This is a genomic window from Kitasatospora sp. NPDC001095 (genome assembly GCF_053598615.1).
Window position 1 is genome coordinate 1 of sequence record NZ_JBSFKQ010000011.1, and the last position, 14,126, is coordinate 14,126.

General features: G+C 73.1%; 9 protein-coding genes. 3 read left to right on the forward strand and 6 right to left on the reverse strand.

The genetic code is table 11. From position 1 onward, the window contains the following. Positions 1 to 252: 252 nt before the first annotated feature. From ACWDBB_RS12705 to ACWDBB_RS12720, 4 genes are all read right to left on the reverse strand, one after another. The gene (locus tag ACWDBB_RS12705; protein ID WP_449789570.1) at positions 253 to 927 is read right to left on the reverse strand and encodes a nucleoside/nucleotide kinase family protein; all 675 of its coding nucleotides are present in this window, start codon (positions 925 to 927) and stop codon (positions 253 to 255) included. Between the two features lie 100 nt (positions 928 to 1,027). Further along, a complete protein-coding gene (locus ACWDBB_RS12710) occupies positions 1,028 to 1,984 on the reverse strand; it encodes a S66 peptidase family protein (RefSeq protein ID WP_449789571.1) in 957 nt (318 codons plus the stop codon). 134 nt (positions 1,985 to 2,118) lie between these two features. Continuing rightward, positions 2,119 to 3,240: a tryptophan--tRNA ligase gene (gene trpS, locus ACWDBB_RS12715; protein ID WP_449789572.1), complete on the reverse strand. Its 1,122-nt coding sequence runs from the start codon at positions 3,238 to 3,240 to the stop codon at positions 2,119 to 2,121. A gap of 194 nt (positions 3,241 to 3,434) precedes the next feature. After that, complete coding sequence (locus tag ACWDBB_RS12720) at positions 3,435 to 5,009, reverse strand: APC family permease (RefSeq protein WP_449789730.1); 1,575 nt, start codon at positions 5,007 to 5,009, stop codon at positions 3,435 to 3,437. A 440-nt stretch (positions 5,010 to 5,449) separates the two neighbouring features. Here ACWDBB_RS12720 and ACWDBB_RS12725 point away from each other — a divergent pair, with 440 nt between their 5' ends. Beyond that, positions 5,450 to 6,469: an ABC transporter substrate-binding protein gene (locus tag ACWDBB_RS12725; RefSeq protein ID WP_449789731.1), complete on the forward strand. Its 1,020-nt coding sequence runs from the start codon at positions 5,450 to 5,452 to the stop codon at positions 6,467 to 6,469. 214 nt (positions 6,470 to 6,683) lie between these two features. Further along, positions 6,684 to 8,012 carry a hypothetical protein gene (locus ACWDBB_RS12730; RefSeq protein WP_449789573.1) on the forward strand — a complete coding sequence of 443 codons (1,329 nt, stop codon included), beginning with the start codon at positions 6,684 to 6,686 and terminating at the stop codon, positions 8,010 to 8,012. An 88-nt stretch (positions 8,013 to 8,100) separates the two neighbouring features. Here the strand turns inward: ACWDBB_RS12730 and ACWDBB_RS12735 are convergent, their stop codons facing one another. Then, positions 8,101 to 8,643 (reverse strand): NUDIX hydrolase, encoded by a 543-nt coding sequence (locus ACWDBB_RS12735; protein WP_449789574.1) that lies wholly within the window; start codon positions 8,641 to 8,643, stop codon positions 8,101 to 8,103. A gap of 124 nt (positions 8,644 to 8,767) precedes the next feature. On the opposite strand from ACWDBB_RS12735, the gene ACWDBB_RS12740 reads away from it, so the two are divergent. Then, on the forward strand, positions 8,768 to 9,775 hold the full coding sequence (locus tag ACWDBB_RS12740; protein WP_449789575.1) for an ATP-grasp domain-containing protein: 1,008 nt from the start codon (positions 8,768 to 8,770) through the stop codon (positions 9,773 to 9,775). Positions 9,776 to 9,883: 108 nt separating this feature from the next. Here ACWDBB_RS12740 and ACWDBB_RS12745 read toward each other — a convergent pair whose 3' ends face one another. Continuing rightward, positions 9,884 to 14,026 carry an ABC transporter transmembrane domain-containing protein gene (locus tag ACWDBB_RS12745; RefSeq protein ID WP_449789576.1) on the reverse strand — a complete coding sequence of 1,381 codons (4,143 nt, stop codon included), beginning with the start codon at positions 14,024 to 14,026 and terminating at the stop codon, positions 9,884 to 9,886. Between the last annotated feature and the right edge of the window lie 100 nt (positions 14,027 to 14,126).

Genomic DNA, 14,126 nt, shown 5'->3' on the forward strand with positions numbered 1-14,126 from the left:
GGCTTCGTCATCCAACTCGCCGGTGTCTTCCGGGGCTTGACGCCCTGTCCGACGTTTCAAACTCTAGCCGATCTCCGCTCCGAAAAGCGAATCCGACCGCAACCCGATAAAACGAGCACGCCAAATAAGCGCTCAGTCGCGACGAGGAAATGCCGACGCGACCCAGCCCGAACCTGGGAAGTGGTGTTTCAGAGGATTGGCCGCCCCGGGACCGTCCGCGCTGATGCGTGTCCGGTGCTCCCTGCCGAGCGACTAGAAAACACTACCCCTGTCCGAGACCGAAGGCAAACCCGTCCCGGAGACGGTCCGGGTGCAGAGCGCCCGGCCGGGCTTCACGTACTCGCCGTTCGGATGGTCGTTGCCGGTGACCCAGTGGCGGGCGGCGGCTTCGTCGCGTCCGCCGTCGCGGTGCCGCCGGAGCAGGCGCTCCTCACGTTCCTCGTCGTCGGTGTGCACGTACCAGAGCTCGTGGAGCAGTCGACGGGCGTCGGGCCAGGGGGTGTCTGCGGAGGCGAGGTAGTTGCCTTCGGTGATGACGAGTCGGGTGTGCGGGCGGACCACGTGGCGGGCGGCGACCGGTTCGTCCAGAGTGCGGTCGAAGTCCGGGACGTAGATGTCCTGGAAGCGGTCGCCGGCGATGCGGCGCAGCAGGGCGACGTAACCGTGGGCGTCGAAGGTGGCCGGGGCCCCCTTGCGGTGGGTCAGGCCGAGGCGGTCGAGCTGGGCGCCGGAGAGGTGGAAGCCGTCGAGCGGGACGTAGGCGGCGCTGCCGGGGCCTTCGGCGCGCTCGACCTCGGCGACCAGACGGCGGGCCAGGGTGGACTTGCCGGCGCCGGGCGGTCCGGCAAGTCCGAGGATCGTGCGGGCGTTGCTGCCCGGGCCGCGCAGGAAGCCGAGGGCAAGGGCGGTGAGGCGGTCCTCGTTCATGGCGGCACCTTACTCAGGGCGCACCTCTTTCAGCGTGCCCCTTGCTCGGTGACCCCGGACGGGCCGGACTCACCGAGTCGAGTCGGGTCGGGTCGCGAGCTCAGCGGCCGGCGAGGGCGGGCTGGTCCAGTGTCAGGGTGCCGGCGTCGGCGTCGAGCAGGGCGGGAACGCCGAGCGGGACGGTGAGGGTGGAGGGGCAGTGGCCGAAGCCCAGTTCCCAGAGCACGGGAACGCCGAGCCCGCCGAGCCGGTCGAGCATCACGTCCCGGACCCGCTCGGGCTGTCCGCAACCCTCCCAGGAGCCCAGGGCCACGCCGGCCACGCCGTCGAGCGCGCCGGAGCGCAGGAGCTGGGTGAGCAGCCGGTCGAGCTGGTAGGGGTGCTCGTTCACGTCTTCGAGCAGCAGGATGCCGCCCTCGTAGGAGGACCGCGCGGCGGGTGTGCCGCGCTCGGCGGTGAGGACGTGGAGGCAGCCGCCAGCCGTGACGCCGCGGGCCCGGCCGGGGACGAGCGGGGCGGCGGTGGGTGAGGTGAGGACGGTGACGGCGGCCGGGTCGAAGAGGGTGCGGCGCAGGTGCTCGGTGGTCGGGCCGTCGGCGACGAAGGAGGCCCCGGCGGCCAGCGGGCCGTACAGGGTGGCGAGGCCGAGGCGCTGGGCGAAGGCCTCGTGCAGGGAGCTGACGTCGCTGAAGCCGATGAAGGGCTTGGGCGCGGCGGCGCGCATCGCGGTCCAGTCGAGCAGGTCGACCAGTCGGTGTACGCCGTACCCGCCGCGGGCGCAGATGACGGCGTCGACGGTGGGGTCGAGCCAGGCGGCCTGGAGGTCGGCGGCGCGGTCGGCGTCGGCGCCGGCGAGGTAGCGGAGGGTGGGGTGGGTGTCGAGGACGTGCGGGGCGACGGTGACGCGCAACCCCCAGGAGCGGAGGATCGCGCAGCCGGCGGCGAGGCGTTCGGCGTCGATGGGGCCGCTGGGGGCGACGACGGCGATGTGGTCGCCGGGGCGCAGGTGCGGCGGGCGGGTCAGCCCCTGGCCGGGTGTGGTCGGGTGCTGGTCCATGGGCCGGACCACCTTTCGGGCACGGGATCGGGGTGCGGGCGGTCGCGTCGTGGCCGCGACCGCCCGGTGACGATATGCCCCGTGTCAACCGGCCGATGTCCCCCGCCCGGCCCGTGCCCGGCGGCGAGCGCTCTTCAGATCGCCGCCCCCATCACCTCCCGGACCTCGGCGAGGGTGGCGTCGGCGACGGCGTTGGCCCGCTCGGCGCCGTCGCGCAGGACCTGCCGCAGGTGGCCCCGGTCGGCGGCGAGTGCGGCGCGGCGGGCGCGCATCGGGCGGAGGAACTCGTTGACGGACTCCGTGACGGTGCGCTTGAGCACCGCGGCTCCGCCGTCGCCGATCTCCTCGGCGACGGCTTCGGGGGTGCGGTCCTGGCAGAGGGCGGCGAGCAGGACGAGGCTGGAGACCTCGGGCCGGTTGACCGGGTCGTAGCCGATCCGGCGGTCGGCGTCGGTCCGGGCGCCGCGGATGATCCGGGCGGTCTCGTCCTCGGTGGCGCCGAGGGCGACCGCGTTGCCCCTGCTCTTGCTCATCTTGCCGCCGTCGGTGCCGAGCAGCATCGGGGCGTCGGAGAGCAGGGCCTGGGGGCGGGGGAAGACGGCGCTGCCGTCGGCGTGCGGGTAGCGCTCGTTGAAGCGGCGGGCGACGGTGCGGGCGACTTCGAGGTGGGGCAGCTGGTCCTGGCCGACCGGGACCAGGTCGGCCTTGCAGAAGAGGATGTCGGCGGCCTGGTGGACGGGATAGGTGAACATCAGCCCGCTGACGGCGGACTGCCGGGAGTGGGTGATCTCGTCCTTGACGGTGGGGTTGCGGCGCAGTTCGGCGACGCTGACCAGGCTGAGGAAGGGGAGCAGCAGTTGGTTGAGGGCGGGGACGGCGCTGTGCGGGAAGATCGTCGCCCGCTCGGGGTCGAGGCCGGCGGCGAGGTAGTCGAGGACGAGGTTCTCGGTGTGCTCGGCGAGCCGGTCGGCGAGGTCGCGATCGGTGATGACCTGATAGTCGGCGACCACCACGAACATCTCGACGCCCTGGTCCTGGAGCCGGACGCGGTTGCGCAGGGTGCCGAAGTAGTGGCCGAGGTGGAGCGGTCCGGTGGGGCGGTCCCCGGTGAGGACGCGGTGTGCGCTCGGGTCGTCGTCGTACGGAACGGACGGAACGGACGGAACGGCCGTGCCGGTCGTGCCGGACGGAACGGTCGTGGCGACGCCAACGGCGGTGGGCGCGACGGCGGCGGCGGACGCGGGCGTGGTGGTCAAGGTCTCTCCTCGGTGCGGCGGTGGTGGTCTGCCGTCCGGGGCGAGGGGCCGGTTCTGCGGGGAGCGCGGGGGCGCGGAGAACGCAGCAGGGCCGTCCATCCCGGACGGCCCTGCTCAGGCGAGTGTGGTGGCCGTCCTAGGACGGCCACCAGCACAGGCCCGTGAAACGCTTCATGCGCTCAACAGTACTGGTGTCAGTCCTCCACGACCAGTGCCTGGGTGTCCTTGGTCAGCGTCTCGCCGCGGAAGAACTCCGGCCGGATGAAGCCGTACCAGGTCATCAGGCCGGCGCCGAGCAGCAGGATGCCGACGCCGATCACGAAGACCGAGCCGATGCCGAAGACCGAACCGCTGCCGTAGTCCGGGTCCCAGGCGTCGGTGAGGGTCTGCAGGAAGACCGCGGTGAGGAGCACCCCGCCGAGGAGCGGGGCGGCGCCCTTGAGCAGCAGGTCGCGGACGCCGGTGCGCAGCGAGCGGCGGAAGTACCAGACGCAGGCGAAGGCGGTCAGCGCGTAGTAGAAGCAGATCATCAGACCGAGCGCCAGGATGGTGTCCTGGACGACGTTCTCGCTGATCAGGCTCATGCCCACGTAGAAGACCGCGGTGGCGATTCCCGCCGCGACGGTGGCGTAGCCCGGGGTGCGGAAGCGCGGGTGGACGGCGCCGAAGCGCGGCGGCACGGCGCGGTAGGCGCTCATCGCGAGCAGGGTGCGGGCCACGGGGATGAAGGTGGTCTGCAGGCTGGCGGCGGCGCTGGCGACGACGGCCAGGAAGAGCAGGATGCTCCACGGCGAGCCGAGCACCGGACGGGCCAGCGCGGCGAACACGTTGTCAGCGGTGGCCGGGTTGCCGAGGCCGTTGCCGGTGCTGCCGACGCCCGCGAACATCTGGGAGGCGATCGCGACCAGCAGGTACGAGCCGACCAGGGTGACCATGGAGATCATCGCGGCGCGACCCGGGGTCTTGGCGCTGCCCTGGGTCTCCTCGTTCATGGTCAGGCAGGTGTCCCAGCCCCAGTACATGAAGATCGACAGCGACAGTCCGGCGGTGAACGCGCTGAACGAGCTGACCTCGAGCGGGTTGAGCCAGGAGAAGGAGAAGCCGATCGAGTCGGGCAGGTCGCCGGAGGCGGCCTTGCCGATGGCGATGGCGGAGAAGAGCAGCAGCACGGCCAGCTGGAGGCCGACCAGGCTGTACTGGAACCACTTGGTGGCGGTCATCCCCCGGTAGCTCATCGCGGTGGCGCCGGCGATCAGCAGGACCACGGTGAGCAGGTGGACGGCCTTGTTCTGGTCGAGTTCGGTGACCCAGCTACTGCCGGTCATCTCCCCGAGCATCAGGTACAGGAAGTCGGTCGCGACCCCGGCCAGGTTGGAGAGCACGATGATGGTCGCCACCGTCAGGCCCCAGCCGGCCATCCAACCGACCCGGGGGCCGAAGGCCCGCACACCCCAGGTGAAGGACGTTCCGCAGTCCGGGAAGTCCTTGTTCAGCTCCTTGTACGCGAACGCGACGAGCAGCATCGGCAGGAAGCCCGCGAGGAACACCGCGGGCATCTGGACGCCGACCGCGGTGACGGTCGGGCCGAGCGTGGCGGTCAGGCAGTAGACCGGGGCGACCGTCGAGACGCCCAGCACCACGCTGCTCAGCAGGCCGACGGAACCACCCCGTAGACCCTTGTCCCCCGCTCCCCCAGCCGTCCCCTGACCCGCGGGGACTCCACCACTGATGCCACTGACCGGGGCACCCTGCGGAGCGCCGGGCGCCATTGCCCGGCCGCTGCTCGTGTGCTCTGAGAGCTGCTGATCAAACACCAGCGCACCCTAGATGCGGCCGTGGAAGGTTGAGTAGACCAACCCTTGGTGATCTAAACCACTTGCTTCGATTCGTTCCCGTGCAGGCCACTCCAGCTGATGTATTTACGGCTTGTTAACCCATGTACCTTTGTTTCAAAGGAGTTGACCCAAGGAATTTTCTTCCTTTTGCCAAGGTTCGGCATGGTTTGCCCCCCTGGCACGAGCAGCCCGCGACCCTGTCACCCCAAGTCGGCTAGGTTTGCCTAACCTAATTTCGATCGTGAATGGAGCGCCGCGTGCCCCCCACCCCCGACGACCTGGCCCTCGTCGCCCGCACCGCCCCCCGCACCGCCGGCCGCCGCAGGTTCCTCACCGCGGCATTCGCCGGAGGAACGGTCCTCGGCCTCGGCGGGCTGCTCACCGCCTGCGGCAGCTCGGGCGGATCCGGTGGATCGGGCGGGTCGGGAGGCAGCGGCGGCTCGACCCCGGCCGGCGGCAGCTCCTCCCCGAACCAGAAGTCGGTCAAGCAGGGCGGTGACGACTACGCCACCGTGATCGAGAAGATGAAGGGCTTCGGCACCGACGCCGCCCCCGGCGTCTACCCGCGCACCCTCAGGCACGCGATGGGCGAGACCGTCATCCCGGCCAGGCCCACCCGGGTCGTGGTGCTGGACACCGGCGAGCTCGACAACGTCGTCGCCCTCGGCATCCAGCCGGTCGGCGTCGTCCACACCGACGGGTCGAAGTCCCTGCCGTCCTACCTCAGGGACAAGGCCGGCAGCCCCGCTGCCGTCGGCACCATCAACAGCCTCAACCTGGAGGCCATCGCCGCGCTCAAGCCGGACCTGATCCTCGGCAGCCAGCTGCGCGCCCAGGACCAGTACGCGCAGCTGTCCAAGATCGCGCCGACCGTCTTCTCGCTGCGCCCCGGCTACCCCTGGAAGCAGAACTTCCTGCTCAACGCGAGCGCGTTCGGCCTGGAGGCCGAGGCCAGGGCCCAGCTCGACGCGTACCAGGCGTCCGCCGCCGCGATCGGCGCGAAGCTCGGCGACAAGCGGCCCACCATCACCCCGCTGCGCTTCATGCCGGGCCGGACCCGGCTCTACGCCGAGCTCTCGTTCATCGGCACCATCCTCACCGACGTGCCGCTGCCGCAGCCCGAGATCGAGCGGGTCCAGGAGCTCGCGGTGGAGGTCAGCCCGGAGCAGATCGACAAGGCCGACGCCGACTGGATCTTCTACGGCGTGTACGGCAGCCCCAGCTCGACCAACCAGGACGCGGTGCTGGGCGGTGCGCTCTGGAAGACGCTCGGTGCGGTCAAGTCCGGTCAGGCCAGGCCGGTTTCGGACGAGACCTGGTTCCTCGGACTCGGAGTCATGGCGGCCAACGCGGTGCTCGCCGACCTCAAGGGATTTGTCGCGCCCAGCAGTTGATCACACCCGGTGGGGCGGGGTCGGGGGCGGCGAACAGCACGGGACGCCACGCCGGTCGCGTGGCAACAGTGTTCGCCCTGCGCTGTCTTGGACGATCCCTGGGCGGCCCCGCGACCATCCCACGGTGGTATGGCGCACACCATCGGGTTCGACGCTTGGAGCTGATCGCGCCGTGCGGGAGGATCGTCGGAACCGTTCCCCGAAGGGCCAGCCGATGACCTCGCTCCGCACCACCGCAACCGACCCGTCCCTGCCCGGCCCGCCCGGGGACAGCGCCGGGTCGTCGCCTCCCCCCGCCGAGACCGGCCCGCCCGCCACGTCCGTTCCGATGTGCTCGATCGCGACCGCCGCCGAGCCCGGTGCGGCCGCGGCCGGCGTCCCGGCGAGTGCGGCGGGTGCGGTGGGTGCGGTGGGTGCGCCGCGCCAGGGCGGCACGGCTCGGCAGGACACGGTGCGCCACGACACGGTGCCGCGGCCGCGCAGCCGGAACGACGCGGAGGCGCCGCCCGTCCCGCGCGCGGTCGGCCCGGAGGACCACGACGGTCCGACCGGCGGCGACCCGACCACGGCACGGCTGCGGGCGGCGTTCGCCGACCGGCTGCGGGCCGCGCACGCCCAGGGCCGTTCCGCCGCCGAGCTGGCGGACGCGTGCCGCCGACCGGTCGCTGAGATCTGGGCCCTGCTCGGTGCGGACGTCGGCGCGGACGCCGACCCGCAGGGCAACGCCGGCACTCAGGCCGGGAACGCTCAGGCCGGGAGCGGCCCGGCCGCGCCCGACGCCTCCGCGGGCATCGCCGCCACGGCACCCGACACCTTCGACGGGCCGGACCGGGGCGGGCCCGAGGGCGGATGCGTCCGGCATCTGCCCGCCGCCGCACCGTCGGAGGTCGGCCGCTCCGGGGCGGCGCCGCGCCCGGTGCGCGAGGAGCCGCGGATCCTGGGCTACCGACGGCCCTCTCCCTCGCGGCGACTGCGCCGGATGCATCCGCAGGCCGCCCAGAACGGGCAGGGGGCGACCGCACGGGAGACGGCCGCGTCCGGCCCGACCGGGGCGGGCCTGCCTGGCGCCGCCGGCCAAGCGGGCGAACGTGCCGGTGCGCGGGAACTAGCGGCGCAGGGGCCGCCGTTCGGGGTCGGCCAGGACGCCCTCGGCTTCGCTGCGGTCGATGCCGTCACCGCCGTCGGCCCTGCCGCCGGGACCTCGTGGAGCAACCCTCCGCTCGGCATCCTGATCGGCGGCAGCCCCGGACCGGCCGAGGCCCTCGGCCGACCGGAGGAGCGCGCACCGGTGCGGGTGACGGCGCGGCCGATCCGGGTCGGCCGCGGCACCTGTCTGGTGGTGCTGCCCTCCTGGCGGCCCGCCATCGCCGTCTCGGTGCCGACCGAGCAGTTGCTGTCCGCGACCGGGCTCGGCTCCGAGCAACTGGTCGGCGCTCGCCTGACGGTGCTGATGAACCCCGCCGCGCTGCACGACCGGGAGCTGGAACTGCACGGGTGGGAGCCCGCTCCGGCCGGGCGGACCCGACGCGGCGGGCGCGCGTAACCGCTCCGCCGGGCGCCGTCCGGCGGAGCGGCCGGCGGACCGGTGGGCCCAGCGGTTCAGCGGGCCAACGGTTCAGCGGGGCAGCGGTCTAGCGGGCCTGACGGGTGGCCGGAGCGTTCGGGACGTACCCGAGGTCGACGGGCACCGGCGGTCGCCCGTCCACGACCCAGCCCGTACGGACAGCGTCCAGCAGTTCCGGCAGCGCGGGCGGCCAGAGCGCGTCGGCGTTCTCGTCGGCGAGGTCCGCCGGGGTCCACCAGCGCCAGTCCAGGATCCGGTCGACGGCGTGCACCTCGCTGACGTCGCCGACCGGGCCGCGGTGCGGTCCGCCGGTGAGGTAGATGTGCTCGTGCTGGCGGACCGGGGTGCCGTGCCAGGTGAAGTCGTGCTCCCAGGTGCAGAGCAGTGGGCCGGGTTCGAGATCGCTCCAGCCCGTCTCCTCCCACAGCTCGCGCCGGGCGCCCTCCCACGGCGTCTCGCCCTGCTCCAGTCCGCCGCCCGGCATGGTCCAGTGCACGCCGACCTCGTCGTTGTCCGAACGGAGCAGGAAGACCGAGCCGTTCCCGTCCAGGACCACCGTGCGGGCGGCCTGCCTCGGCCTGCGTTTGCGGGATCGCAGCAGATTTCGCATCGGGTCACTCTCGCAGCGGCCGCCCGGGGCGTCGAGGGGATTCGGCACTCCGGTCGGGGTGCTCGGGCCGGCCGGTCCGTCGTGGCGGGCGCGGGATCAGCCCGCCGGCCGTACCCTGACGGCCATGCCCGAACCAGCGATCATCTTCCCCGCCGATCCGCTCAACCCGCGCCGGCCCGACCCGCACTTCGCCTGGGAGGCCAGGATGCTGCGGGAGTTGGGCGGCGAGCACCACTTGGTCGACCACGACGGGCTGCTCGCCGGACGGGCCGACGAGGCCGTCCGGCGGGTGCCGCGGGACAGCGGACCGCTCTGGTACCGGGGTTGGATGCTGCCCTCCGCCCGGTACGCCGACTTCGCCGCCGCGCTCACCGCCCGCGGCGGCAACCTGCTGACCAGCGCGCCCGGGTACGCGGCCGCCCACGAACTGCCCGGCTGGTACGGCGTGTTCGAGGGTGCGACGCCGGCCAGTGCGTGGTTCCCGTCCGACGGGGCGGTGCCGCCCGGGCCGGCGGAGCTGGCGGAGGCCGCGGCCCGGCTCGGCGGGCACGGACCGGCGATCGTCAAGGACTACGTGAAGTCACGCAAGCACGAATGGCTCGAGGCCTGCTACGTACCGGAGTTGGCCGACCTGACGGCGGTCGGCCGGGTGGTGGAGCGGTTCGTCGAGCTGCAGGGCGAGTTCCTGGCGGGCGGCGTGGTGCTGCGACGGTACGAGGAGTTCGAGGGCGCGGGCGTCCCGGCGGAGGGACCGGCCGGTACGAGTGACGCGGCCGCGAGGCGTGGGGTGGCCGGCGCGGCCGACACCGTCGGCCCCACCGGGCCGGAGCACGCGGACCGCGGCGCGCCGGAGAGCGGCGGGCGCGCCGTGGAGGCCCGGGTGTGGTGGCTGGACGGCCGGCCCGTCCTGGTCGGGCCGCACCCGGACGCCCCGCGCCGGGCCGTCGAGCCCGATCTCACCGACGTCCCGGCGCTGGTCCGCAGACTCGGCTGCCGCTTCGTCACCACCGACCTCGCCAGCCGGGCGGACGGCTCCGGCTGGCGCGTGGTCGAGGTCGGGGACGGGCAGGTGAGCGAACTGCCGCGCGGGATCGATGCCTCGGGCCTGCTGGCCTCGCTGATCGCCGCCTGACGGACCTCGCATGAAGGCCCGTCAGACGGCGTGCGGGTACGGCGCGGCCCCGGTGCGGGGCGGCCTGGGGCGGCTGCCCCGGGGCCGTTCCGCACCGGGGCAGCGGCCCTACACGGCGTCGACGGTCTCGACCGCCGGGTGGCCGTCGGCGATGAACGCCTGCCAGAGCCGGGAGTAGGTTCCGCCCCGGGCGAGCAGTTCGGTGTGCGTGCCGTCCTCGACCACCCGGCCGTGGTCCAGCACGACCACCCGGTCCGCACGCTCGGCGGTGGTCAGACGGTGGGCGATGACCAGGGTGGTCCGGCCGCCACTGAGCCGGTCGGCGGCCTGGTTGACCGCCGCCTCGGTGGCCAGGTCGAGCGCCGCGGTGGCCTCGTCGAGCAGCAGGATGTCCGGGTCGACCAGCTCGGCCCGGGCCAGCGCGATCAGCTGGCGCTGGCCCGCCGAGAGGTTCCGCCCGCGACCGGCCACCTCGTGGTCGTAGCCGCCCGAGAGCCGGACGATCATGTCGTGGGCGCCGACCGCCCGGGCCGCCGCCTCCACCTCGGCCGCCGAGGCGTCCGGCCGACCGTAGGCGATCGCCTCGCGGACCGTGCCCGCGAACAGGTACGCCTCCTGCGGCACCACGCCCAGGCGGTGCCGGTACTGCGCCAGGTCGTAGCGGGTGAGGTCGACCCCGTCCACCCGGACGGTGCCCTCCGTCGCGTCGTAGAACCGGGCGACCAGCTTCACCAGCGTCGACTTGCCGGCGCCGGTCTCGCCGACCAGCGCCACGGTCTGCCCGGCCGGGATGTGCAGGTCCACTCCGCTCAGCACGGTCGGGGCGCCGTCCGCGCCGCCGTTGTAGGCGAAACCGACGCCCTCGAAGGAGATCTCGCCGCGCAGGCCCTTGGCCACCGGGACCGGGTCGGCCGCCTCGGCGGTGGTGGTCGGGGTGCGCAGCAGCTCGCGGATCCGGCCGAGGCCCACCGAGGCCTGCTGGTAGCCGTCGAACACCTGGGACAGCTGGTTGACCGGCGCGAAGAACAGGTCGATGTAGAGCAGGTACGCGACCAGCGCACCGACCGTCAGGGTCCCCGCGTCGACCCGGGCCGCGCCGACGATCAGCACCAGCGCGGCGGCCACGCTGGAGAGGAACTGGACGAACGGGAAGTACAGCGAGATGTAGAGCTGGGCCCGGACCCGGGCCTCGCGGTAGGCGATGCCACGGGCCACGAAGCGGTCGGTGTTGGTGTCCAGACGGCGGAAGGCCTGGACGATCCGCATGCCGGCCACGTTCTCCTGGAGGTCGGCGTTGACCGTGCTGATCAGGTCGCGGGAGCGCTCGTACTGGTCCTTGGACTTCTTGCGGAACACCAGGGTGGCGATCACCAGCAGCGGCAGGACGGCGAAGACCACCAGGGCCAGGCCGGCATCGATGATCAGCAGGGCGGCGAAGATCCCGGCGAAGGTCAGCAGGCTGACCACGGCGGTGACCATGCCGGTCTGGAGGAAGGAGGTCAGCGAGTCCAGGTCGGTGGTCATCCGGGTCATGATCCGGCCGGTCAGCTCGCGCTCGTAGTAGTCCAGGCCCAGCCGGTTGAGGTGGGCGAAGATCTTGAGCCGGAGCGTGTAGAGGACGCGCTCGCCGGTGCGGCCGCTGACCCGGTTCTCGGCGCCCTGCACCACCCAGTCCAGGAGGACCACGACGAGTGCGGCGAGCGCGGCCACCGCGACGCCGGACATCAGGCCCTTGCGGACGCCCTCGTCGATGCCGTGCCGGATCAGCACCGGCAGCACCAGTCCGGCCGCCGCGTCCAGGGCGACCAGCAGCAGGGCGATGAGCAGCGGGACACGGAAGGGGCGCAGCAGGCGGCGCAGGGTGAAGTCGGGGTCCCCGGCCTCGGCCTCGGCGCGGGGGACGCCCGGGGTGTCGGAGGCGGGCGGGAGGGCGGCGACCTTCTCCAGCAGGTCGGGGTCGGCGGTGCGGGCGGCCTTGGCCAGGGCCGGGGTGGGGAGGGCTGGGGTGGGGCGGGCGGACGTCTCGGGGGCGGGGGTCTCGGGGGCGGAGCTTTCGAGGGTGGACCGGGGCCCGGTTCCGGGGGTGTCACCGGTGGGGGCGCCGCCGGTGGCCGGCTGACCTGCCGGCTGCCCCGGGGCTTCGTCGGGTGCCTGATCGAGGGTGGACTCGGGGGTGGACTCAGGAGTGGACTCAGGAGTGGAGTCGGGTGTGGACCGCCGGGTGTCGCGACCGGCCCCGGGGTCGGTGATCAGGGCCCGGTACTGGGGACATCGGGCCTCGAGCTCCTCGTGCGTTCCGAGGTCCAGCAGCCGACCGCGTTCCAGCACGGCGATCCGGTCCGCGAGCTGGAGGCTCGAACGGCGGTGGGCGATCAGCAGCGTGGTGCGGCCGGTCATCACCGAGCGCAGCGCGTCGTGGATCTCCGCCTCGATCTGCGGGTCCACTGCGGAGGTGGCGTCGTCCAGCAGCAGGATCCGGGGGTCGGTGAGGATCGCCCGGGCCAGTGCGATGCGCTGGCGCTGGCCGCCCGAGAGGGTCAGCCCCTGCTCGCCGACCCTGGTGTCGTAGCCGTCCGGCAGCGCGCGGACGAACTCGTCGGCCTGGGCGGCGCGGGCGGCGGCGACCACCTGCTCGTCCGTGGCGTCCGGGCGGCCGTAGGCGATGTTGGTGCGGACCGACTCGGAGAAGAGGAAGCTCTCCTCGGGGACGATGCCGACCGTCGCGCGGACCGAGTCCAGGGTGAGGTCGCGCAGGTCGTGGCCGTACAGGCGGACGGTGCCGGCGGCCGGGTCGTAGAAACGGGGCACCAGCTGGGCCACCGTCGACTTGCCGGAACCGGAGGCGCCGACCAGCGCGAGGGTCTCGCCGGGGGCCAGCTTCAGGCTGAGGCCGTGCAGGACGGGGGAGGGGTGCTCGGGGTCGTAGCGGAACTCGACCTGGTCGAACTCCAGGGCGACGTCGGGGGTCAGCGCACCGACGGTGGGGGTACCGGGGGTGGTTCCGGCGGCCGTTCCGGATGTGGTTCCGACAGCGGTGCCGTGCGGGATCTCGCCGTGCGCGAGGTCCAGGGTGCGGGCGTCCGGGCGCTCCTGGACCAGCGGGCGCTCGTCGATCAGCTGCAGGACGCGCTCGACGCCGGCCCGGGCCTGCTGGCCGACGGTGATGACCATGGTCAGCATCCGCACCGGACCGGTCATCTGGGCGACGTAGGTGGAGAAGGCGACGAAGGTGCCGAGCGTGACGCTCCCGTCCACGGCCAGCCAGCCGCCGAAGGCCAGGACGCCGACCTGGGCGAGCGCCGGGATCGCCTGCATCGCCGGGTTGTAGCGGGCGTTCAACCGGATCGAACGGAGCCGGGCCGCGAAGAGGTTGCGGGAGGCCGCCTCCAGCTTGTCGAGCTCCTGTGCCTCCTGGCCGAAGCCCTTGACCACGCGGACGCCGCCGATCGCGCCGTCCACCACGCCGGCGACGGCGGCCGCCTCCTGCTGGGCGGCCCAGGTGGAGGGGAAGAGGCGCTTGCGGCTGAGCACCGAGACCCACCACAGCGCCGGGCCCATGACCAGGGCGATCAGGGTGAGCGGCGGGGACAGCCAGAGCATCACGGCCAGCGACATGACGAACATCAGCAGATAGCCGGTCATCATCGGCAACATCGAGAGCAGGCCGTTGACCAACTGGAGGTCCGAGGTCGCGCGCCCGACCACCTGGCCGGTGTCCAACCGGTCCTGGCGGTGGCCGTCGAGCCGGCCGAGCGAGCGGAACAGGTCGCTGCGCAGGTCGTGCTGGACGTCGACCGCGAGCTGGCCGCCGTAGTAGCGGCGGACCTGGGTGCAGCCGAAGACCACGAGGGCGGCGAGCAGCAGCACCACCGCCCAGGGGGCCAGCGATCTGGTGTGGGCGACTATGACGTCGTCGATGATCAGCTTGGTGACCAGCGGCACCAGCGCGGTGACGGCCATGCCGAGGAGCGAGGCGCCGAAGGCGAGCAGCAGGCTGCGGCGGGAGCGCCAGCTGTAGCCGACCAGACGGCGCAGCCAGCCGGCCGGCTCGGCGCCCTCGGCGGGCCCGGTGCTCCCGGCGGGCTCGATGCTCTCGGTGCGCCCGGCCTTTTCGGTGCGCTCGGGGTTCTCAGTGGGCCCGGTGTTTCCGGCGCCGGCCTGCGGGCCGTCGACGGGGACCTCCGGGGTCGAGCCGGGGGCTGGGGGGCCGCTCGGGGATTGCTCCGCCGTGGATCCATGAGTCTCAGGCATATTTAGAGATGCTAACCATTTCGTCGGGTGGCCGCCATGGCGTTTCCGGCCCGGGTGGGTTCGGGGCGGGCCGGGGCAGCCCGGATCGTCCGGTCCGGCG